The organism is Mesorhizobium hawassense (genome assembly GCF_003289945.1).
Lineage (GTDB): Bacteria > Pseudomonadota > Alphaproteobacteria > Rhizobiales > Rhizobiaceae > Mesorhizobium > Mesorhizobium hawassense.
In genome coordinates this window covers 561,573-583,180 of record NZ_QMBP01000003.1, presented here as the reverse complement: position 1 = coordinate 583,180, position 21,608 = coordinate 561,573, and the positions used below count along the sequence as shown (strand labels likewise).

Genomic DNA, 21,608 nt, shown 5'->3' with positions numbered 1-21,608 from the left:
CTATTCAAGCAGTTCTTGTGTCACGCTGCTGTGAGTCGGGCAAGGGCATCGTCCATGACGCTGGCCGGCAGCTCGATCAGGCGCGGTGCCTCGGTGAACAGCAGCGCGGCCGTCACCGCGCGGCCGGGATAGAGCGGCTTAAGCAGCGCGCGGTAGAGCGCGAGCTGCAACACGTAAGCCGGCGGCACATCCGTTAGGGTCCCGGGCGCCGGCCGGTTGGTCTTGTAGTCGACGATCGAGACCGTTTGCGGCGTGACCGCCAGCCGGTCGATCTTGCCGGAGATCGAGCGCAGCTTGCCCTTCACCTCAAGACTGCCCATGACCCCAACCTCGGCGCGCGAGGACGGCGAGAACAGCGCACTGAAATGGCTGTCGGACAGGATCGATTGCACCGCTTCCAGTGCCCTGTTGCGCTCGCCGTCCGGCCAGTCGGCGCCGGCGCGCGCCAGATAGCGTTCGGCCGCATCTCGCCTCTCCGCCTCGGCGATGCCGGGCAGCATCTGCAGCAATTTGTGCAGGGCAAGTCCGCGCACGACCGCGAAGCCAGGCTCGGCGGCAGTGTCGAGCACCGGCGAGCGCGTATCGGGGACGGCGTCCTTCGCCTCGTCGATCAGCGCCGAGGCGCCGGAAGGCGAAAGCGGCCGCGGCAGTTCCTCATAGGGCGGCAGCGGCCTGAACAGGCTTTCGGGCAGCGGCGCTGTGTGCTCGAAGGGCCCTGCATCCACGGCGCCGGTCGGCGCCACCGGCGGCAGTTTCGTCATGTGAAAGCGGTGAACGGCCACATCGGCCGTCGCGGGATGGCGGCGTTCGGCACTCTCGGGGGCACTTAGCAATGCCCGGCTGACGATCGAATGCCAGGTGCCGGCGCTCGGCTGCCGCTTGCCGTGATAGCCGCAGACGACCAGCCGGTCCTCGGCGCGGGTCATGCCGACATAGAGCAGCCGCCGGTACTCGTCGTCGGCGAGCTCGCGCGCCCGCACCGAGGCCGCCTTCGAGACGCCATTGGCGACGTCACTCGCCGAGCGCCACAGAAAGCCCTTGCCTTTCCATTCAGCACCCGAGCTCTCGAACGGCATCAGCCGCGGCAGATGCTGGTCGCTGAACGGCGCCGAGCCGCCATCGACGAGGAAGACGACCGGCGCTTCCAGGCCCTTGGCGGCATGCACGGTCATGACGCGGACCTCGTCGCGCGTCTGGTCCATCTCGCGCTTGATCTCGGGGCCGGCATTTTCCAGCGTCGACAGGAAGGATTCCAGCCCCGGCAGGCCGGTGCGTTCCTCGGCCAGGCAGAAACTCAGGAACTCGTCGAGGATGTCGCCGGCTTCGGGCCCCAGCCGCGCCGTCATCTTGCGCCGCAACCCATCACGTGCCAGCGCCGAGGCATAAAATTCGAACACCGGCTTGAATGCCACGTCGCTCGCCCAAGCGTCGAGCCGGCTAACGACAGCGGCAAGGGCCTCGTCGCCGGCCGCATGCTGTCGCAGCGAGGCAATCAGCGACTGGCCCTTCGGCCTTTCGCCGGCAAATGCCAGCAATGTTTCCTCGGAAACCTCGAAGATCGGGCTGCGCAGCACCGCGGCCAGGGAGAGGTCGTCCTCCGGCTGGATGAGGAAATGTCCGAGCGCAATCAGGTCCTGCACGGCAATATGGCCGGGCAAGCTCAGCCTGTCGGCGCCGGCAACCGGGATCTGGCGGTTTTTGAGGCTGCGCGACAGCGCATGGACAAAGCGGTCGCGCTTGCGCACCAGGACGAGGATGTCGCCGGCGGTCAGTTTCCTGCCCTTGCCCTCGATGATCTCGCCGTGCTTGAGCCAGGTCTGGATGGTCGTCGCCACATGCTCGGCCACGCGCACGGCCGGCGCGCTTGCATGGTTGACCGGCAGGGTCCAGTCGTCCGGTTCCTCGACCATTTCGGCGCCGATCGAAGGCCACACCTCGACATAGCCCGGCGCGTCATTGCGGATCGCCTTGTGGCTGAGCGGATCGGGATCGTGGCTGATGCCGCGCCTGACGCCCGGCTCGGCAAAAACGCGGTCGACCGCGGCAAGCACATCGTCGCTGGAGCGGAACGACCAGGTGAGCTTGAGATTGGCGAAGGCAGCTTCCGCGTCGCGCACGCGGCTGGCAAACAACAGCCGGCTTTCTGCAAAGGAATCCGGCGCGGCGCCCTGGAAGGAATAGATCGACTGTTTCTCGTCGCCGACGGCAAAGACGGTCCGCCGCACCGCCTCGCGCTGGCCGAGCCCGGCGAAGAACTCTTCGGTCAGCTTCTTCACCACCTCCCATTGGTCGGGGCTGGTGTCCTGCGCCTCGTCGAGCAGGATGTGGTCGATGCCCTGGTCGAGCTTGAACTGCACCCAAGGCCCGGCATCGGGCCGCGACAAGAGGCTGACCGTGCGGGTGATGAGATCGTTGAAATCGAGGAAGCCGCGTCCGCGCTTCAAATGCTCATAGCGTGCGATCAGCCAGCCGGCGATGGCGAGCGCCGCCGCCGTGCCTTCCAGCATGCGGAACAGCGCCAGCCGGTCCGACACGTCGAGGATCGCCTTGGCCGCCGCAAGGTAGCGTTCCGGCAGATCCGGCAGCCGGTCGACCAGCGCCTTCTTGAAGATCTTGGGCGGGTCGTAGGGGTCGCCGCCTGCCTTGAGAAAGGCCTTTGCCAGCAGCCGCAGCCGGCGGATCGGATCCGCTTCGGCAAATGCGCCGCGTGCATAGGGGAGGACATTGTTCAGCACCTGCCGCGCGTCGGTGGCTTCGGCGGCCTGCGCGAATTCGGCGAACTGGCTGGGTGCGAAGCCGGGCAGCGGCCAAAGCGAAGCGGCGATGTCATCTGCCGTCTGTCCGGGCCTGAAGCCAAATTCGGCGAACAGCGGCCGGAAATCCCGATCCTTGCCGAGCTTGGCGATGAAGTCGCGCAGATCGTCGCGCTTGCCGACGATCTCGGCAAGCAGCGTATCGAGGCCGAACTCGCCGCCGCGTTCCAAAACGGTGGCAAAGGCTTCCGCCAGGCCTTCGACGCCGGCACCGGCACCCGAGATCATGTCGCGACGGGCATCGCCGAACAGCGGGGCCTCCATCTGCGGATCGAGCATCTCGAAATGCGCCGGGATGTTGGCTTCGAGCGGAAACTGGTGCAGCACGGATTCGCAGAAGGCGTGGATGGTCTGGATCTTCAGCCCGCCCGGCGTCTCCAGCGCTTCGGCAAACAGCCGGCGCGCGCGCCGCATCATGTCGCGGTCGGCGCCGCGACCGTCGAGCGCCGCGATCCGCGCGCCAAGCTCCGCATCGGGAAGCACCGTCCATTCCGACAAGGTCGAAAATACACGGTTCGACATGTTGGCGGCGGCCGCCCGCGTATAGGTCAGGCACAGGATCTTCGACGGGTCGGTGCCGTTGAGCAAAAGCCGGATGACGCGCTGTGCCAAGACATGCGTCTTGCCGGAGCCGGCATTGGCCGACACCCAGGCGGAATTGGCCGGATCGGAGGCGCGCGCCTGGCTGGCGGCGGTATCGGAGGGGATCGGATATTTCATCCGTCCACCTCGTCTTCGCTGGCCCCGCCCGCCGACCATTCGAGCACGCGCGCCAGATGGTCGTAGTCGCCGTCGGCTTCGCCCTCGCGGAAAGGCAGCGCGCGCGACAGATAGCCGGCGGTCGGGTCGGCATAATGGAAAAGCAGCCGCTCCAGCCGCGCCCAGGCTTCCTCGGACAGGTCGTTGGCGGTGCGGGGCTTGCGGTTGTATTCGAGGATCGATTCCTCGAACACCTCGCCATTCGGCTTCAGCCGCACGAAGGCAAGCTGCGAGGGCTCGCGAATGCCGAGCTCCTTGAACGCGCCGCGCCTGAGCAACGCGCCTTCAAGCGCCAGCTGCGGCGACAAAAGCGTGTGCGCCTGCGCTTTCGAGGGCGAGGAGCCGGTCTTGTAGTCGAGTATGTCGGCCATGCCGCCGGCAAGCAGGTCGACGCGGTCGGCATAGCCGGACAGCGTCACACCGGTGCGGCCGACCACCGTTTTCTCGGCGCGCTCCTCGGCATAGCGCCGGGCAACGGCGTCGGCGCGCGTATGCTCCCATTCGATGATGTTTTCGGCCAGCTTCTCGAAACGCGGCCACCAGACAGCCTCGATATCGAGCGGAAGCTTTGCGTCGGCAAAGCAAACCCGCCCGGCCTCGATGAGGCTGGCCAGCGCGTTTGGCGCCCTTGGATCCCCGACCCGCCGCGAGAACAGATGCAGGATTTCGTGGAACAGCGTGCCGCGTTCGGCGGCGCCCGGATCGCGGATCAGCGGCTCGAGCGGCATCAGACCGAGGATGCGCCGCGCATAGACCGCGTAGGGGTCGCGGCGCAGCGTCTCGATCTCGGTGACCGAGAAATGCCGCGGCCGCATGCTGAGCGGCGGCTTCGGTTGCGGGCGCGCCGCGAAATCCTTCCTTTCGCCGGCATCGAGCGCGCGCGCCCAGGCAAGCAGCGCATCGCCGCGCCGGCTAAGTGTTGCCGCCGGCTCCTTGCCGATGAAGGTCAGCATGCGCTGCAGCCAGCGCGACGGCACCGCCGGTGCATCGCCGGAGCGCGCCGAACGAGTCAGCAAGACCTCTTTCGTGCCCATCGCCATCTGGAAATCATGCGCGGCAAGGCCGATGCGCCGTTCCGGCGGCTCGAGGTCGATGCCGGTCTTCATCAGCCGCGACATGAAGCGGTCGCTCTCGGGTTTGCGCGGCCAGACTCCTTCGTTCAGCCCGCCGATGACCAGCGTGTCGACGTTCTGCAATCGGGCTTCCAGCGCGCCCCAGATGGCGATGTTGCGGTCGGTGCCTTGCGCCGGCTTCACCGTCTCCGGCGCGATCAGCGCCTCCATCACGTCCGGCCATTCGCCGGCCGCGAAAGTGAAGGGCGAGGCTGCGGCAACCAGCCCACGCAGCAGTTCGGCGAGTTTCTCGCCCGCGTCACCGGCATAGAGCTCGGCCAAGCTGCCATCGGCGGCGCGGCCCAGATCCTCCAGCGCGACCACGCTCGCGCGCGTCAGTGTTGCAATATCGGCGTCTTTCTCATGGCGCATCGCGGTCAGCGGCGAAAGCGCTTTGGTGAGGTGGCTGAGCATGCCTTGCGCCTGCTCGATGCCGCGCACGGTCAGGCGTGAAAACCAGAAAGGCTGCCTTGTGTCGCCGCTCAGCTCCGCGAGCCGTGTCTCGAAAAGCGCGCCGAGCGATGCGACATCGGGCCGGCCCGTGCCTCCCCGTAAGGCGACCAACTCGACGAGTTCGGCAGCCTTGCGCACACTCCGGCGTTCCAGACCAAGCCCGAGCAACGGATGCTTGAGCAAGGCGAGCAGGCCCACCGGATCGCCTGGCCGGAACGCGGCGCTGAGCGCCAGCCTGAGCAGGCTGGCGGCCGGCGTGTTGGCTAAAGGCACACCGCCGGAATCGTCGGCAACGACGCCGAAGCGCAGAAGCTCGGCCGAAACCCGCCGCGCCAGCGCGCGGTCGCCGGTGACGAGCGCCGCGCGCTTGCCGGGGATCTCAACCGCGCGCTTCAGCGCGATGGCGATTGCCGCCGCCTCGTCACGTTCGTTCGCCGCTTCCACCAGCGTCACGCCGGCAAGCGCCTGTTCCACATCGCCCGCCATGAAGCGTGGCCGCGTTTCGGTCCAATACTCCGTGGTTTCGGCCGGCCGCAACGCTTCGCCGACAAGAGCCGAGCGCAGCGCGAGCGGCGGTGACGCCGCGACGATATCCTCGACATCGCGGCGCAGAATACCGATGCCGCCGATCAGCTTGGCAAGGCCGAATTGCGGATGGCCGAGCGTTGCCGGACGCGCGCCAGGCGCCGTTATTGCAGCGAAGGATGCGTCATCCAGCTCGCGGTCGAGTCCCGGCAGCACCACGGCGCCATTGGGCAAACCGGCGATCACGCCGAGCAGTTCGGCGGTGGCGGGAATGGAACCGGTCGAACCGGCGGCGATCACCGGCCCTGCCGGCGGATTGCGCTTCAGCCGCGCCGCTTCCAGCCGGATCAGCGCGCTGCGATGCGCGGCCGGGTTGGAGCGGTCGCGCTCCTTGAGCAGTTCCGGCCAGTTGTCTGTGACGATGCCGAGGAAATCGAGTGTCACCTGCCACCATCCGGCGAGGTTGCCGGTGACCAGTGTCGAGAGCTTCGCCCAATCGGTGCCTTCGGTCTCGATCTCGTCCATCAGCCGGGCGAGGTCGCGCGCCAGCCAGATGGCGTCTGCGGTCGAGGTCGGCACGACGAATTCCTCGTCGAACCGAGCCCGGACATGCGCCGGCAGGCTTTCCTTCCAGGCGCGCACCAAGGGCGCCAGCAACAGCAGCCGCTCCTGCGCGGCGATCGGCGGCGCGAGCTCGATGGCCGACGCCGCTTCGGCGTCGAAGGCCGCCTCGTCCTCGTCGAACTCGCCGAGCGGCCGCACCGTCGGCAGGATGGCCGAGCGTTGACCGAGCCTGTCGACGAAGGCGCCGCGCAGCGCCCGCGCCGCGCGCCGTGTCGGCACATAGATGGTGGCGTCGGCCAGCGCCAGCGGATCGCCGTCGAAGCGGAAGCCGGGGATCAGGCGGCCGTCGAGCAACGCTTCGGCCAGCGTCGGCAGGAACGGCGCTCCGGGCGGGATGGAAAAGACGCGGCGCGCGCCGCTCATACCGCTTTCGCGAGCGCGCCGGCCACCGCCGCTTCGGCGGCGGGGATCGCGTCCGGCGTGCCGACGGTGATCCAGCGTCCGTTCATCTTCATGCCGAACAGGCGCCCGGCGGCGATCGCCTTGTCGAAATAGACGTTCAGCGAGTGCGAGCCTGAGGGAGCGTCCTTGAAGATGCGCGGATGGATGATGGCGGCGCCGGCATAGATCAGGCCGGTGGGGTCGCCCTTGGAGCGCGCGAGCGCGCCGTCCGGCGCCACCAGGAAATCGGTGCCGACGCAGTGCCCGGTCGCTGAGTCGAGATCGGTGAGCATCAGCAGAATATCCATTCTGGCGGCGTCCCATGCAAGGGCAAGGCGCTCGAGGCTGGGTTTACCGCTGTCGATCCAGAAGGTGTCGGCATTGATGATGTAGAAGGGTTCGCTGCCAAGCAGGGGCAGCGCCTTGACGATGCCGCCCGCCGATTCCAGCAGCACCTCGCGCTCGTCGGAGATGACGATCTTCGGCGCCTTGCGGCTGGCAACATGGGCGACGATCTGCTCGGGCAGGTAATGCACGTTGACGACGGCCTTGGCGATGCCGGCGGCCTCAAGGCTGTCCAGCCCCCAGTCGAGCAAGGTCTTGCCGGCGATCTTGACCAGCGGCTTCGGCATCGCGTCGGTGATCGGGCGCATCCGCTTGCCAAGCCCTGCCGCCAGCACCATCGCGGTCGTCGGCTTCATGGGACCCGTTCCTCGAGCAGGCCGTGGGCCATGTAGAAATCCTTCAGGCCAGCCAGCGCCGGATGCGCCAGCGCCCGCCTCAGATAATCGCGGATACGCGGCAGGTGCTTCAAATAGTAAGGCTTGCCGTCGCGCTTTTCGAGCCGCACGAAGATGCCGAGGATCTTCGAATTGCGCTGTGCCGCCATGATCGCATAGGCCTCGGCGAAACCGGCTTCGTCGAATGCGCCGGCCGCACGGCGCGCCGCGACATAGGCCGCCACCGTCCGCCGCTCGATGTCGGGCGAGACGGTGACGCGCGCGTCCATGGCCAAAGAGGCGACGTCATAGGCGGCCGGCCCGATCAGCGCGTCCTGCACGTCGACGATGCCGAGCCGGTCGAGGCCCGATCGCTCCGCGCGCCAGATGATGTTGGGTGAATGGAAATCGCGCAGCATCAGCGTGTATTCGCTGTCCGCCAGGCGATCGAGAAGGGCATTCCAGACCCGGTGATAGCCTGCCCGCAATTCGTCGTTTGCCGGCTGGCCGGTGATCCATGGCACATACCAGTCTACCAGCAGATCGGCCTCGATCAGCATGGCTTCCCGGTCGAAAGGCGGCATGTCGTGGAACACGCCGGGCGCTGCTTCCATGCGCGCGGGCCAGGCCTTGCCGTGCATCATGGCCAGCAGTTCCGCTGCCGCCTCATAGCGCTCGGCGATCGGCTGGCCGTCGCCGCCCAAAAATCCTTCTGAGCCGAGATGTTCGATGAGCAGAAAGCCCTGGTCGAGGTCCTGGGCATGGATCGCCGGCACGCTGACGCCGGCCGCGAGCAGCGCCCGGTCGATGGCGACGAAGGCCGTGACCGATTGCGCCGTATGGGCGATCACCGCATAGGGCTTGCCGCCGCGCACTGGTGGTCCGAGCACCAGGCGCGGCGAGTTCATCAGCACGCGCGGCGCCTGGCCGGGCAGCGCGACGATTTCGTAGGAGCGGGCGGAAGCGTCGCCGACGAAATGGCGGCGGCTGGCTTCGCCCCATCCGGCGGAAGCCAGGAAATCGCGCATGGCCAGCGATCGCGCCACGCGCTCGAAGACCGGTCCCTGGCCCGACAGCCGCGCCACGCGGCCTTCGCCATGCTCGGCCAGATCGATCCACAGCGCATTCCCCGGCAATCGGTCTCCGGCCCGCTCCGGCCATTCGATGAGCGCCGCGCCTTGGGTGAGCGCATCGTCGAGGCCGAGCTCGTCGAGCTCGTCCGGTGTGGACAGCCGGTAGAGGTCGAAATGATGGACCGGAATGCGCGTCTCGTAGCTTTGCACCAGCGTGAAGGTCGGGCTCGGCACTTCGAGATTGGCGTCGTCGGCGAGCGCCCGAATCAGCGCGCGGGCCAGCGTCGACTTGCCGGCGCCGAGATCGCCTCGCAGCGCGATCGTATCGCCGGCGCGCAACGCCAAGGCGAGGTCCTCGCCAAGCCTTGCCGTTGCCGCCTCGTCGACGAGAAAACGCTCGAGCACCGTCCCTGCCATGCGGCCGCGCTACTCGGCCGCGTCGCGGATGCCCGCCGGCGTATCCGGGATACCCGAAGGTTTGTCCGGGAAGGTGCAGATGACCGTGGTGCCTCTGTCCTTGCCGGTCTCGATGCGCACGCTGCCGCCGTGCAGTTCGACGAAGCTCTTGACGATCGACAGGCCCAGCCCGGCGCCGCGCCGCCGCCCGCCATTGGCGCGCGGCTCGAAGCGGCGGAAGACCGATTCCAGCACGTCGGGCGGCATGCCGGGGCCGTCGTCATGCACCGAGAACTCGACGCTGTCGGTCAACCGACGGCAGGTAAGCCGGATCGTGCTCGCCTCGGGCGCGTAGTTCGCCGCGTTGCTGAGCAGGTTGTAGAGGATCTGGCGGATGCGGGTCTCGTCGCCATGGAAGCTTGCGGGCGCCTGCGCCGCATCGATTTCGAGCTTGATCCGGTGCTCGTCCAGCCGGTCGGCGATCAGTTCGGCGGCCGCCGCGATCGTCCGGTCGATATTCATTTCGGAGATGTCGAGCTGCATGATGCCGGCATCGACGGTCGCCAGGTCGAGAATATCGTTGACGATGGTCAGCAGCACCGATGACGACGAGCCGACATGCTCGACATATTCGCTCTGCTTCGCGGTCAGCGGGCCTGTCGAGGGCAGCGACAGAAGCTCGGTGAAGCCGATGATGTTGGTCAGCGGCGAGCGCAGCTCATAGGACACGTGCTGGACAAATTCGTTCTTCAGCTGGTCGGATTTCTCCAGCGCCTCGTTCCTGTCCTTCAGCGCCCGCTCGACATTGACGGTGTCGGTGACGTCGACGAAGGTGATCATCACCTGGCCGTTGGGCAGGTGGATCACCGCGTAGCTCAACACGTTGCCGTTCATCAGCTCGATCTGGCCGCGGCGGTCGCGGCGCTCGTCGTCGAAGCCGGTGACCGCGGCGACGAAACCGCCCCACGGGCTGTTCGCGGCCCGCTGGTCGCACAGGTCGCGGATCGCCGAAACATGGACATTGGGCTTGACCGCCTCGACCGTCAGCCCCCACAGCGCGACGAAGGCCGGATTGGACAGGCGTAGCCGCCCGTCCGGGCCGAACACCACCACGCCTTCGGCGAGGTTGTCCAGCGTCTCGCCCTGCACCCGCACGGCGGTCTGGTAGCGGCTTTCGAGGTCCATCTTTTCAGTGAGGTTCTCGAACACCCAGGTGACGCCGCCCTTCGGTTGCGGGTTCGCCACCACGCGGATCGTCTTGCGGTCCGGCAGATGCCACCAGTGTTCCTGCGATTCGACGGCGCGATAGGCGCTGAGCAGGTTCTCCTTCCAGCGCCGCCATTCCGGCTGTTCGGCGATCTTGCCTTCTGAGCGCAGCCGGTCGAGCAGCAGCGTGTTGGAGGGAGCGCTGAGCAGGAAGCCCGAGTCGAGGCCCCACAGCTTCTGGAACGCCTGGTTGAAGAAGCGCAGCTTTTCCTCGGTGTCGAAGATCGCCACAGCGGTGTTCAACTGGTCGAGCGTGTCGGCATGGCTGCGCACGGTCCGCTCATATTCGGCGCGGATCGTCTCGGCGGCGCTGGTGTCGCAGGCGAGCCCCGCCGAACCGTCGGCGCCGGCGAAGTCGGTGACCGCGAACATGCGGCGGTCGCCTTCGATCACGGTGGAGAGCGTCTGCTCGAACACCGGGCGCGACTTGTGCTGCTCGGCGATCTGCTCGCGTGCCTGGCCGCCGAGGAATTCCTTGGCATCGCGCACCGCCGTGGCCGCGCTTTCCGCCTCCACCGCCTCGGCATAGGCGCGGTTGACCCATTGCAATCGGCCGTCCGCCGCCCGCAGCCATGCCGGCATCTTCAACGCGTCGAGCAGGCCGACCATGGTGTCGTACTCAGCGCTGAGCCGCTGGTTCTCGATCTTCAGCCTGGCCTGGCTGCGCAGCGTTTCCGACAGCGATACGAAGCGCACCAGCACATGGGCCGCGCTCTTGCGGCCATGCACTTCCAGCGGCACGCCGGCCTGCGTTTCGATGACGAGATCGAAGGCTTTCGCCTGTTCGCGCAGCGCGGCGACCGCATGCTCCAGCGCCGCCGCCGAACGCGGCATCAGCCAGCGGCCGAAGGCGAGGAATGCCGACCTGTCGTCCGGCGCGCCGCTTTCCAGGGGCAGGCTGCCGATCAGCTCGGCCTTCTTGTTCTCCGTGGTCCAGACGATCAGGCGCTGGTCGCGCAGATTGAGCAGCGCCTCGGAACGCTGCAACGCCGCGTTGACGTCCGCGATGCGGGACCTGAGCTGGACATTCTGCGAAGCGGTGCGGGCGCGCTCGCGGATCAGGAAGATGGCCGAGACGAGCGCCGCGCCCATGACGCCGACGAACATGGCGAGCTGCATGACCTCGACGGCGCTGACCGGCGCCACGGCCCTTCCCGGGATGCGTGTCTCGGCGTGGGCGGCGACGGCAAGCAGCGGACTGGCGAGCGCCGAAGTGGCAAGCAGCAAGGCCTGCCGCGCGCCGTCACGAAAGCCGCCGCCTTTCATGGCCCGGCCGGCCTCGTTCGAATCCGTTTGGCCGCCGGAGACGGCCTTTCCCGCGCGTAGCGGGTAATCCCCCGGCATGTCTTGGTCCTCTTCGCCGCTTGAATGCAAGACCGCCCTGAATGCGTCCCCGGCCCATCCTGTCCCCGGACCGCGAATCACAACAATAACGCCTGCCGGAATCGGCGTGAAGAATCATTGGTGCAAAAAATAAAGCCGGGCGGAAAGTCAACCACCCGGCTTCAATATCTGGTAGATAATTTCGCTTTGGTTAATAGCGGTAGTGTTCCGGCTTGAACGGACCCTGCGGCGTCACGCCGATATAGGCGGCCTGTTCGCCGGACAGCTCCGTGAGCCTGGCGCCGAGCTTGTCGAGATGCAGCCGCGCCACCTTCTCATCGAGGTGCTTGGGCAGCACATAGACCTGGTTCTGATACTGGCCATGCTTGGAGAAAAGCTCGATCTGCGCCAGCACCTGGTTGGTGAACGAGGCCGACATGACGAAGCTCGGATGGCCGGTTGCGTTGCCGAGGTTGAGCAGGCGTCCTTCGGACAGAAGGATCATGCGCTTGCCGTCCGGGAAGGTGATCAGGTCGACCTGCGGCTTGACGTTGGTCCATTTCAGGTTGCGCAGCGACGCCACCTGGATCTCGTTGTCGAAGTGGCCGATATTGCCGACGATCACCATGTCCTTCATCGACCGCATATGGTCGAGCGTGACGACGTCCTTGTTGCCGGTGGTGGTGATGACGATGTCGGCGATGGGGGCGGCGTCTTCCAGCGTGACCACCTCATAGCCGTCCATCGCCGCCTGCAGCGCGCAGATCGGGTCGACCTCGGTAACCTTGACGCGGGCGCCGGCGCCGCGCAGCGAGGCCGACGAGCCCTTGCCGACGTCGCCATAGCCGCAGACCACGGCGACCTTGCCGGCCATCATCGTGTCGGTGCCGCGGCGGATGCCGTCGACCAGCGATTCCTTGCAGCCATATTTGTTGTCGAATTTCGACTTGGTGACGGAATCGTTGACGTTGATCGCCGGGAAGGGCAGCAGGCCCTTCTTCTGCAACTGGTAGAGCCGGTTGACGCCGGTGGTGGTCTCCTCGGTGACGCCGCGGATCGCCTCCCTCTGCTTGGTGAAGAAGCCGGGCGATGCCTTCAGGCGCTTCTTGATCTGGGCGAACAGGATCTCTTCCTCCTCGCTGCCGGGATTGGACAGCACGTCCTCGCCGGCCTCGGCGCGCGCGCCGAGCAGGATGTACATGGTGGCGTCGCCGCCGTCGTCGAGGATCATGTTCGAGGTGCCGCCGTCGGTCCACTGGAAGATGCGGTCGGTGTAGTCCCAATAGTCTTCCAGCGACTCGCCCTTGATGGCGAAGACCGGAATGCCGGCTTCGGCAATCGCGGCCGCCGCGTGGTCCTGCGTCGAGAAGATGTTGCAAGAGGCCCAGCGGATGTCGGCGCCCAGCGCCTTCAGCGTTTCGATCAGAACCGCCGTCTGGATGGTCATGTGCAGCGAACCGGTGATGCGCGCGCCCTTGAGCGGCTTCTTCTCGCCGAACTCCTCGCGGCAGGCCATCAGGCCCGGCATTTCGGTTTCGGCGATCTCGATCTCCTTGCGGCCCCAGCCGGCAAGCGAAATATCGGCGACCACATAGTCCTTGCTACCCGTCATGGCAGTGCTCCGGTGTGATTTATCTCAAGAACCGCGCCGGCGCCGGGACGGCGCATGGAGGGCGCGAATTGCCGGCCTGACTAGCAGATCGGCCGTCACACGACAATGGGATATAAAGAAATCTTTATGCGCGCATGTCTTGGCAGCGATGCATGTCGCCCAAAAGTGTGCAGCGGTTTTGGGACAACGACATGCATCCAACAAAAAAGGCGCGGCTAGATTTCCTCGCCGAAACGCGAGGCGACCAGCTGCTCCAGCGCGTCCATCGCCGGCAAGGCTTGCGGGCCGCTGGCCATCACGCGGATCGAGTAGCCCGGGCTCGCCGCCAGCATCATCAGGCCCATGATCGAGGTGCCGCCGACCTTCACGCCGTCCTTCTCGACATGGATGGTGGCGTCGAAGCCGCTGGCGACTTGGACGAACTTGGCCGAAGCGCGCGCATGCAGGCCGCGCTGATTGATGATCGGGAACTCCCGCACCACCTCATCGGTCTGCGGCGCCGGTGCGTTCATTTGCTGCTCAGGAGCTGGCTGGCGACGTTGATGTATTTACGGCCGGCCGCCTGTGCCTCGTCGAGCGCGGCGGCCATGTTGTCGCCCTTGCGGATCGATGAGAGCTTGATCAGCATCGGCAGGTTCATGCCGGCGATGACCTCGGTGCGGCCGGATTCCATCACCGAGATGGCGAGGTTCGAGGGCGTGCCGCCGAACATGTCGGTGAGGACGATGACGCCGGCGCCGGTGTCGACGCGCGCAACGGCGTCGACAATGTCGGCCCGGCGCTGCTCCATGTCGTCGTCGGCGCCGATCGCCACGGTTTCGAAATTGTCTTGCGGCCCGACGACATGCTCGACGGCATGCCGGAACTCGGTGGCGAGTTGACCGTGCGTCACGAGCACGAGTCCGATCATTCTCTGGTGGCTCCCGTCATCGCCGCTTCACAGGCGTATCTTATGTTCGCCAGCCATTCCAGGCGGCGGGAGCGCTATCTTGTCGACGCGCGGCCGGTTGACAAGCCCAAAATTGCGGCGGCCCGGGCCATTTTGACGCATCGCAACAAAAAACCCGGGACGGATCATGAAAAAGGCTGGATCGACAGCCGCGCCATCACCGCCAGCAAGGCGGAGGCTGCGTTGCGCTCGGCAAGATCGATGCGTGGCACGGGACAGCCCGCGATCGGCTCGCTGATATCTTCCTGAAAACGGGCCATTTCTTCCTTCGGCACGAGCCGGATATGCAGGTCGATCACGCCGCCCGGCTCGAACGGCAGCGGGCATGGAATGAAGCCTGGCACCTCGGCGAGGCCGGCTATGGCGGGCGGCGCGCGGCAGACCAGCCGCCCGCCATGCGCCGCGGCAAGCAGCCTGTCGTCGCTGATCAGACACGAAAACAGTCCGCGCGCCCGGCAATGGTCAATGAGCGTCAGCGCCAGCGTCGTCTTGCCGGCGCCCGACGGCCCCATGATGAGGACGCCACGATCGCCGATAAGGATCGCCGTTCCATGGATGTTTTCAGGCTTTTCGGCTGGGTCGGACATGCCGGTCGGATCAGCCTTCCGCCGGCAGCGTCACCACGAAGCGCGCGCCCTTGATCTCGCCGGGCTTGGTGCCAGGGATGTTCTCGGCCGTCAGCGTGCCGCCATGCGCCTCGACGATCTGGCGGCTGATCGACAGCCCCAGGCCTGAATTCTGGCCAAACGCCTCGCCGGCCGGCCGGTCGGTGTAGAAGCGCTCGAAGATGCGGTCGATCTTCTCCGCCCGGATGCCCGGGCCGTTGTCGTCGACGGTGATGATGTTGAACTTGCCCGCGCGTGCCAGCGAAATGGTGATGTGGCCATGCTCGTCGGGCACGAACGAGCGCGCGTTCTCGATGAGGTTGGTGATGACCTGACCGATCCGCAGATCATGGCCGGAAACGAAATAGCCTTTGGCGCCGGCCGGCAGCTTGGCGACCTTGAGCTCGATCTCGACGGCCTTCTTGTTGCGCGTCGTCTCGCGCGAGACCGCGATGAGATCGGTCGTGAACTTCTTCAGGTCGACGATTGCCGCATCCTCGCGCGCCAGCTCGGCATCGAGGCGCGAGGCATCCGAGATGTCGGTGATCAGCCGGTCGAGCCGCCGCACATCGTGCTGGATGATTTCCATCAGCCGGCCACGCGAATTCTCGTTCTTCGCCAGCGGCAGCGTCTCGACCGCGCTGCGCAGCGACGTCAGCGGGTTCTTCAACTCGTGCGAGACGTCGGCGGCGAAGCTCTCGATCGCCTCGATTCTCGCGTACAGCGCATTCGTCATGTCGCGCACGGCGATGGACAAATTGCCGATCTCGTCCTGCCGGTCGGAGAAATCCGGGATTTCCTCGCGGTTCTTGACGCCGCGGCGCACGCGGACCGCGGCGGCGGAAAGCCTCCGCAGCGGGTTGGCGATGGTCGACGCCAGGAGCATCGACAGGATCGCGGTGACCAAAGCCGCCACCCCGAACACGCGCAGGATCGCCTTGCGCTCGGCGGCGACGATCTTGTCGATGTCGCCGCCTTCGGTGGACAGCATCAAGACGCCCAGCACGGCGCGGAAACGCTGGATCGGCACCGCGACGGAGACGATCTGCTCACCCTGTTCGCTCACCCGCACGATGGTCGACGGGCTGCCGGTCAGCGCCTTGACCACTTCCGGGAAGGCCGCGCCATTGCCGCCGGGCTGCTCGTGATAGACCGGCAGCTCCTTGTTGCGGAAGAAGTCGAAGACGAACTTCTCGACCCGTTCCACGATGCCGGGCTGCTCGTCGTCGACGGGCGGCAGGTCGTAGCGCAGGATCTGGCCGCGCGAATAGAGATGGCGCGAATCGAGCAACAGGTTGGCGTCGCGGTCATAGATGCGGGCGCGTGTGCGCGTCGGCGAGATCAGCCGTCTCAGCACCGGCGCGACGCGCTCGGGATTGATCGGGAAGTCGAGATTGTCGAGCTGGTCCGATCCCGGCCCCAGGCTCTCGCCGGCCTGCAGTTCCAAGAGCTTTTCCGGGTCGATGCTGATGGAATCGGTCTCGACGGTCGCCGAAGCCGCGATCGCGCCGGCGATGATCTCGCCCTGCGTCATCAGGCTTTCGACGCGCGCGTCGATCAGCCCGTCGCGGAAGGTGTTGAGGTAGAGGATGCCGGTGACCAGCACGGCGAGGCCGGCCAGGTTGAGGAACAGGATACGCCGCGTCAGGCTGGAGAAGATATGATGGCCGAGAAACCGGCGCATCGGCACCGTGAATTTCGACACGAAGGCGGGCACGATCCGCGACGGGCGCCTTGCCGCGCCCGCCCTTCTGCCTCGCTCTACTTCCACTGCCATCGACTAGCAGCTCCCGGTCCGTTCCTCTGCATGTCCACCCGTTTGGGCGACACGCATTACCTCAAGCTTCCCGGAACCGGTACCCGACTCCGTAAAGGGTTTCGATCATCTCGAAGTCGTCGTCGACGGCCTTGAACTTCTTGCGCAGCCGCTTGATGTGGCTGTCGATGGTGCGGTCGTCGACATAAACCTGCTCATCATAGGCCGAATCCATCAGCGCATCACGGCTTTTTACCACACCTGGGCGCTGCGCCAGCGAATGCAGGATGAGGAACTCGGTCACCGTCAGCGTCACCGGCTCGCCCTTCCAGGTGCAGGTGTGCCGTTCCTGGTCCATCACCAGCTGGCCGCGTTCGAGCGAGCGGGCCTGCTGGGCGGGGGCCTTGGCCGCCGCCTCGCGGGCGCTGGTCCGGCGCAGCACCGCGCGCACCCGCTCGACCAGCAGGCGCTGCGAGAACGGTTTGCGGATGAAGTCGTCGGCGCCCATCTTGAGGCCGAACAATTCGTCGATCTCGTCGTCCTTCGACGTCAGGAAGATGACCGGCAGGTCCGACTTCTGCCGCATGCGGCGCAGAAGCTCCATGCCGTCCATGCGCGGCATCTTGATGTCGAGGATGGCGAGATTCGGCGGCCGCGCCGCCAGGCCTTCCAGCGCCGACGCGCCGTCCGTGTAGGTTTCGACCCGATAGCCCTCGGACTCGAGCGCGATCGACACCGAGGTCAGAATGTTGCGGTCGTCGTCGACAAGCGCGATTGTTGCCATTTCAAGCGGCTCCCTCATGAGCTGTCCCTTCTGTCGTCGAGAAGGGGCTTTTGCAGGACAAATTGGGTACAAAATGTGGCACGGGCCCGGTCCGAAGTCACGGGCGGCCTGCCGCTACACACGATCGCACCCGTATTGGGATTGGACGAGCGAAGCCTGCCAATCCTTTGGGCAACCTCTATGGTTTTTTGCACATATAAACGATTTAAACAACTTTCAAATTTTTTAAATCGATTAAAGATTTGATATCATTCGGCTTTTCTGGTTCTGAACCTGGCAACCCAGCGCGGGCTGTGGAAAAATCACCCGTCAGATGCGGCCAAATCCAGAGAGGAAATTTGATGTCGGAAGCCGGCAAACGCAACCCCGACTGCGCGATTGACGCGATCGGCCTGAAGACCACGGGCGTGGTGCGCTACAATTTCGGCGCGGCCGAACTCTACGAGGAAGCGATCCGGCGCGGCGAGGCGAGGTTGACGGCGCAGGGCGCCCTGGTCGCCGAGACAGGCCAGCACACCGGGCGTTCGCCGAAGGACAAATTCGTCGTGCGCGACGATAGCACCGAACGCCAAGTCTGGTGGGACAACAACAAGGCGATCTTGCCGGCGCAGTTCGAAGCGCTCCATGCCGATTTCCGCGCCCATGCGGCCACCAAAGATCTGTATGTGCAAGACCTGGTCGGCGGCGCCGACGCCGATCTCGAGCTGCCGGTACGAGTCGTCACCGAATTCGCCTGGCATTCGCTGTTCATCCGCAATCTTTTGATCCGCCCCGAAGCTGAGGCACTCAAGCGTTTCGTGCCGCGGATGACGATCATCGACCTGCCCTCCTTCCGCGCCGATCCGGCGCGTCACGGCACCCGCACCGAGACGGTGATCGCGGTCGATCTTAACCGCAAGATCGTGCTGATCGGTGGCACGTCCTATGCCGGCGAGATGAAGAAGTCGGTGTTCACCATGCTGAACTATCTGCTGCCGGAAAAGGGCGTCATGCCGATGCACTGCTCGGCCAATGAGGGGCCGGACAGCGACGCTGCGGTGTTCTTCGGCCTGTCCGGCACCGGCAAGACGACGCTGTCGGCGGATCCGTCGCGCACGCTGATCGGCGACGACGAGCATGGCTGGGGTCCGCACGGCATCTTCAATTTCGAGGGCGGCTGTTACGCCAAGACGATCAGGCTCTCGGCCGAGGCCGAGCCGGAAATCTTCGCCACCACGCAGCGCTTCGGCACGGTGCTGGAGAACGTCGTGCTCGATGCCGGCCGCGTGCCGGATTTCAACGATGGCAGCCTCACCGAGAACACGCGCTGCGCCTATCCGCTGGACTTTATCCCCAATGCCTCGAAGACCGGCCGCGCCGGTCATCCGAAGAACATCATCATGCTGACCGCCGATGCCTTCGGCGTCATGCCGCCGATCGCCAGGCTGACCCCGGCGCAGGCGATGTACCACTTCCTGTCTGGTTATACCGCCAAGGTCGCCGGCACGGAAAAGGGCGTCACCGAACCGGAGGCGACGTTCTCGACCTGCTTCGGCGCCCCGTTCATGCCGCGCCACCCCTCCGAATACGGCAATCTGCTGCGCGAGCTGATTGCCAGCCACGGCGTCGATTGCTGGCTGGTCAACACCGGCTGGACCGGCGGCGCCTACGGCACCGGCCGCCGCATGCCGATCAAGGTGACCCGTGCCTTGCTGGGCGCCGCGCTCGACGGTTCGCTGAAATCGGCCGAGTTCCGCACCGACGCCAATTTCGGCTTCGAGGTGCCGGTGGCGGTTCCGGGCGTCGACGGCGCCATTCTCAACCCACGCTCGACCTGGGCGGACAAGGCTGGTTACGATCGCCAGGCCTCGAAGCTGGTCAACATGTTCGCCGTCAATTTCGAGAAGTTCGAACGCCACGTCGACGCGACCATCCTCGGCGCCGCGCCGCGGCTGCAGGAAGCGGCCGAGTAGCAACCGGCATCCAACACCTTCCTCCAGAGCCCGGCCAGCGCCGGGCTTTTCTTTTTGCCGCCGTCGCGTCATGAGTGCGTGCATGGCGAGCGACGACGACATCATCATCAGCAGCGAAGCGGTCATCCGTCCGGGCGACCTGCATGAGGATTTCATCCGCTCGTCCGGTCCGGGCGGCCAGAACGTCAACAAGGTGGCCACCGCCGTGCAACTGCGCTTCGACGCGGCGAACGCTGCGGGCCTCAGCGAGCGCGTGCGCGAGCGCGCCATCAAGCTTGCCGGCCAGCGCGCCACCAAGGACGGCGTCATCGTCATCGAGGCCGGCCGCTTCCGCACCCAGGAGCAGAATCGTGCCGATGCGCGGGCGCGGCTGACCGCGCTGATCGCCAAGGCGGCCGAACCGCCGCCGCCGCCGCGCAAGAAGACCAGGCCGTCCAAAGGCGCGGTGGAGCGCCGCCTGAAGAGCAAGGCGGGCCGGTCGACGGTAAAGAAGCTGCGCGGCCGGGTCGAGAACGACTGAGAACCGTAGCCCGGAAGGCAAGCGGCGGCTTTCGGGTCGCCGTTTTCTTTTGCTGGTGGCATGCTTGCGCCAGTCAACAGGATCGACCCATGCTCGTTCTGCCGAAAGGCGTCCGCCACATGCCGGGTTACCTCGCGCGCCCCGCCCAGGAGGCGCTGGTCGAGGAGATCAGGCGCGTCGTGCAGGCAGCACCTCTCTACGTCCCGGCCATGCCGCGCACCGGCAAGGAGATGAGCGTGCGCATGACCAATTGCGGCGCGCTTGGCTGGGTGACCGACAGGGAGCGCGGCTATCGCTACCAGGCGACGCATCCGGTGACGGGCAAGCCCTGGCCGCCAATCCCGGAAGCTTTGCTGCAATTGTGGCGCGAGGTCTCGGCCTACCCGCATCCGCCCGAAGCCTGCCTGGTCAACTTCTATGCGGCGGATGCCAAAATGGGCCTGCATCAGGACCGCGACGAGAAGGATTTCGCCGCCCCCGTGGTGTCGGTCTCGCTGGGCGACGACTGCCTGTTCCGCGTCGGCCAGGACACGCGCGAGGGCGGCACGAAATCGTTCAGGCTGAAGAGTGGCGACGTAGTCGTGCTTGGCGGCGAGGGGCGCCTCGCCTTCCACGGCGTCGACCGCATCTACGCCGCGACGTCCGCGCTGTTGAAGAATGGCGGCCGCATCAATCTGACGTTGCGGCGGGTGACGGTGCCGACAACCGGGGCAACGCGATCTTAAGGACACCAGGACTACAAAGCGGGCTGCGAAACCGAGGCCGCCATGGAACCGAATTGGATCAGCACCCGAAGCCTCTTGGACGTGGCCATCGTGACGGTCGTGTCGATCATCGGCGTCTGGATGACCGGGTTCTACATGAGCATGCTGTGGAATCTCGACGGCAGGGGGTTTTCCGAGCTTTCGCACAGACTTCCCTACTGGGATTTCACCAATCTCTGGGCAGGTTCGCGCATGGCCATTGACGGCCATGTTGCCGTGCTTTTCGACGTGGATGCCTACCGCGCCGCGCTGCGCGCCATGTTTTCGCCCGACCTGCCAAATCAGGAGTGGAGCTATCCGCCGAACATCCTCCTGCTCGGCGTTCCGCTTGCCGCCTTGCCGATCCTGCCTGCCTACGTGGTCTGGACGGTTGGAACCGCTCTGTGTCTGTGGCTGGCAATCCGGCCGCTGAAGCTCGGAGCGGCGGTGGAACTGGCGATCGTCCTCAGTCCCGCGGTGATCTGGAACTCGGTCTTCGGCCAGAACGGCGCGCTGACGACCGCGCTTCTGGTCGGAGGCCTCGCCGTGGCGCCCAGGCGTCCGCTGCTGGCCGGGATCCTGTTCGGCCTGCTGACGATCAAGCCGCATCTTGGCATCCTCGTGCCTTTCTGCCTGCTCGCCAACGGCAACTGGCGGGCCATTTTCGCCGCCATCGGCACCGCGGTCCTGATCGCCGTCGCCACCGGCCTGTTCTTCGGCTTCGATGTCTGGCGGCTGTTCCTGACCGAAACCCGTCCCTTGATGACGGCGATCATGGAGGCGCCTTATCCGCAGCCCTATCAATACAACGCCATAACGGTGTTTTTCACCGCCAGGGCAATCGGCATCGGGGTGACCGCCGCTTACGGCGTGCAGGCGGTCGCGACCGTCGCTTGCATTGCCGCGGCGGTGTGGCTCTGGTGGCCGGGGCGCCTGGTTTCGCATCAGGAACGCGTGGTGCTTACCGCGATCCTCGCAGTCCTTGCCACGCCCTACGGCTACACCTACGACACGATCGGTGTGGCCGTGGCGGTCGCCATGCTCGCCACGATGGTTTCACGGCCGCCCCGGCTGATACTGGCGATTTGCTGGCTCTGGCCGTTCGTCGCGCATTTGTTCATCCACGGCGGATATTGCGTCGGCGTCCTGATCCCGCTGTTTCTAGCCGCGTGGATGATGCTTTCGATACGGGCGACAGGCCGGAAGGCCGAAATCTCCGCGGAGCCGTCCTTGGCCTAAAGCG

The 21,608-nt window shown here is 66.0% G+C and carries 15 protein-coding genes; 4 read left to right on the top strand and 11 right to left on the bottom strand.

The window, feature by feature from the left end:
* Positions 1 to 20: 20 nt before the first annotated feature.
* The 11 genes from addA to DPM33_RS10035 form a co-directional block, all read right to left on the bottom strand.
* The gene (addA, locus tag DPM33_RS10090) at positions 21 to 3,533 is read right to left on the bottom strand and encodes a double-strand break repair helicase AddA (RefSeq protein WP_112097237.1); all 3,513 of its coding nucleotides are present in this window, start codon (positions 3,531 to 3,533) and stop codon (positions 21 to 23) included.
* Positions 3,530 to 6,649 carry a double-strand break repair protein AddB gene (gene addB, locus DPM33_RS10085; protein ID WP_112097236.1) on the bottom strand — a complete coding sequence of 1,040 codons (3,120 nt, stop codon included), beginning with the start codon at positions 6,647 to 6,649 and terminating at the stop codon, positions 3,530 to 3,532. The genes addA and addB overlap by 4 nt, the downstream gene beginning before the upstream one ends.
* Complete coding sequence (locus tag DPM33_RS10080; RefSeq protein WP_112097235.1) at positions 6,646 to 7,368, bottom strand: nucleotidyltransferase family protein; 723 nt, start codon at positions 7,366 to 7,368, stop codon at positions 6,646 to 6,648. The genes addB and DPM33_RS10080 overlap by 4 nt, the downstream gene beginning before the upstream one ends.
* Positions 7,365 to 8,876 (bottom strand): tRNA (adenosine(37)-N6)-threonylcarbamoyltransferase complex ATPase subunit type 1 TsaE, encoded by a 1,512-nt coding sequence (tsaE, locus tag DPM33_RS10075; RefSeq protein ID WP_112097234.1) that lies wholly within the window; start codon positions 8,874 to 8,876, stop codon positions 7,365 to 7,367. The genes DPM33_RS10080 and tsaE overlap by 4 nt, the downstream gene beginning before the upstream one ends.
* A 9-nt stretch (positions 8,877 to 8,885) precedes the next feature.
* Positions 8,886 to 11,465, bottom strand: a complete 2,580-nt coding sequence (locus tag DPM33_RS10070) for a sensor histidine kinase (protein ID WP_112097233.1) — start codon at positions 11,463 to 11,465, stop codon at positions 8,886 to 8,888.
* A 190-nt stretch (positions 11,466 to 11,655) separates the two neighbouring features.
* Positions 11,656 to 13,056, bottom strand: a complete 1,401-nt coding sequence (gene ahcY / locus DPM33_RS10065) for an adenosylhomocysteinase (RefSeq protein ID WP_112097232.1) — start codon at positions 13,054 to 13,056, stop codon at positions 11,656 to 11,658.
* Between the two features lie 215 nt (positions 13,057 to 13,271).
* Positions 13,272 to 13,568, bottom strand: coding sequence for an HPr family phosphocarrier protein (locus tag DPM33_RS10060; protein WP_112097231.1), 297 nt, complete (start codon positions 13,566 to 13,568; stop codon positions 13,272 to 13,274).
* The gene (locus DPM33_RS10055) at positions 13,565 to 13,966 is read right to left on the bottom strand and encodes a PTS sugar transporter subunit IIA (protein WP_027166957.1); all 402 of its coding nucleotides are present in this window, start codon (positions 13,964 to 13,966) and stop codon (positions 13,565 to 13,567) included. Before DPM33_RS10055 ends, DPM33_RS10060 begins: the two co-directional genes overlap by 4 nt.
* A gap of 164 nt (positions 13,967 to 14,130) precedes the next feature.
* On the bottom strand, positions 14,131 to 14,592 hold the full coding sequence (locus tag DPM33_RS10045; protein WP_112097229.1) for an HPr kinase/phosphorylase: 462 nt from the start codon (positions 14,590 to 14,592) through the stop codon (positions 14,131 to 14,133).
* A gap of 10 nt (positions 14,593 to 14,602) precedes the next feature.
* Positions 14,603 to 16,387, bottom strand: a complete 1,785-nt coding sequence (locus tag DPM33_RS10040; RefSeq protein ID WP_112097228.1) for a sensor histidine kinase — start codon at positions 16,385 to 16,387, stop codon at positions 14,603 to 14,605.
* A gap of 61 nt (positions 16,388 to 16,448) precedes the next feature.
* Positions 16,449 to 17,150, bottom strand: coding sequence for a response regulator transcription factor (locus DPM33_RS10035; protein WP_095819116.1), 702 nt, complete (start codon positions 17,148 to 17,150; stop codon positions 16,449 to 16,451).
* Positions 17,151 to 17,491: 341 nt separating this feature from the next.
* Here DPM33_RS10035 and DPM33_RS10030 point away from each other — a divergent pair, with 341 nt between their 5' ends.
* The 4 genes from DPM33_RS10030 to DPM33_RS10015 all read left to right on the top strand — a co-directional run bounded on the left by DPM33_RS10030 (position 17,492) and on the right by DPM33_RS10015 (position 21,604).
* Positions 17,492 to 19,102 (top strand): phosphoenolpyruvate carboxykinase, encoded by a 1,611-nt coding sequence (locus DPM33_RS10030; protein ID WP_112097227.1) that lies wholly within the window; start codon positions 17,492 to 17,494, stop codon positions 19,100 to 19,102.
* Positions 19,103 to 19,184: 82 nt separating this feature from the next.
* Positions 19,185 to 19,622: an alternative ribosome rescue aminoacyl-tRNA hydrolase ArfB gene (gene arfB, locus DPM33_RS10025; RefSeq protein ID WP_112097226.1), complete on the top strand. Its 438-nt coding sequence runs from the start codon at positions 19,185 to 19,187 to the stop codon at positions 19,620 to 19,622.
* Positions 19,623 to 19,711: 89 nt separating this feature from the next.
* Positions 19,712 to 20,347 carry an alpha-ketoglutarate-dependent dioxygenase AlkB family protein gene (locus DPM33_RS10020; protein ID WP_112097225.1) on the top strand — a complete coding sequence of 212 codons (636 nt, stop codon included), beginning with the start codon at positions 19,712 to 19,714 and terminating at the stop codon, positions 20,345 to 20,347.
* A gap of 81 nt (positions 20,348 to 20,428) precedes the next feature.
* On the top strand, positions 20,429 to 21,604 hold the full coding sequence (locus DPM33_RS10015) for a glycosyltransferase family 87 protein (protein ID WP_167449010.1): 1,176 nt from the start codon (positions 20,429 to 20,431) through the stop codon (positions 21,602 to 21,604).
* The last annotated feature ends 4 nt before the right edge of the window (positions 21,605 to 21,608 follow it).

Bases quoted from the DNA above. Each gene is read 5' to 3' on its own strand.
- addA (WP_112097237.1), bottom strand. From the start codon at position 3,533: ATGAAATATCCGATCCCCTCCGATACCGCCGCCAGCCAGGCGCGCGCC.
- addB (WP_112097236.1), bottom strand. From the start codon at position 6,649: ATGAGCGGCGCGCGCCGCGTCTTTTCCATCCCGCCCGGAGCGCCGTTC.
- DPM33_RS10080 (WP_112097235.1), bottom strand. From the start codon at position 7,368: ATGAAGCCGACGACCGCGATGGTGCTGGCGGCAGGGCTTGGCAAGCGG.
- tsaE (WP_112097234.1), bottom strand. From the start codon at position 8,876: ATGGCAGGGACGGTGCTCGAGCGTTTTCTCGTCGACGAGGCGGCAACG.
- DPM33_RS10070 (WP_112097233.1), bottom strand. From the start codon at position 11,465: ATGCCGGGGGATTACCCGCTACGCGCGGGAAAGGCCGTCTCCGGCGGC.
- ahcY (WP_112097232.1), bottom strand. From the start codon at position 13,056: ATGACGGGTAGCAAGGACTATGTGGTCGCCGATATTTCGCTTGCCGGC.
- DPM33_RS10060 (WP_112097231.1), bottom strand. From the start codon at position 13,568: ATGAACGCACCGGCGCCGCAGACCGATGAGGTGGTGCGGGAGTTCCCG.
- DPM33_RS10055 (WP_027166957.1), bottom strand. From the start codon at position 13,966: ATGATCGGACTCGTGCTCGTGACGCACGGTCAACTCGCCACCGAGTTC.
- DPM33_RS10045 (WP_112097229.1), bottom strand. From the start codon at position 14,592: ATGTCCGACCCAGCCGAAAAGCCTGAAAACATCCATGGAACGGCGATC.
- DPM33_RS10040 (WP_112097228.1), bottom strand. From the start codon at position 16,387: ATGGCAGTGGAAGTAGAGCGAGGCAGAAGGGCGGGCGCGGCAAGGCGC.
- DPM33_RS10035 (WP_095819116.1), bottom strand. From the start codon at position 17,150: ATGGCAACAATCGCGCTTGTCGACGACGACCGCAACATTCTGACCTCG.
- DPM33_RS10030 (WP_112097227.1), top strand. From the start codon at position 17,492: ATGTCGGAAGCCGGCAAACGCAACCCCGACTGCGCGATTGACGCGATC.
- arfB (WP_112097226.1), top strand. From the start codon at position 19,185: ATGGCGAGCGACGACGACATCATCATCAGCAGCGAAGCGGTCATCCGT.
- DPM33_RS10020 (WP_112097225.1), top strand. From the start codon at position 19,712: ATGCTCGTTCTGCCGAAAGGCGTCCGCCACATGCCGGGTTACCTCGCG.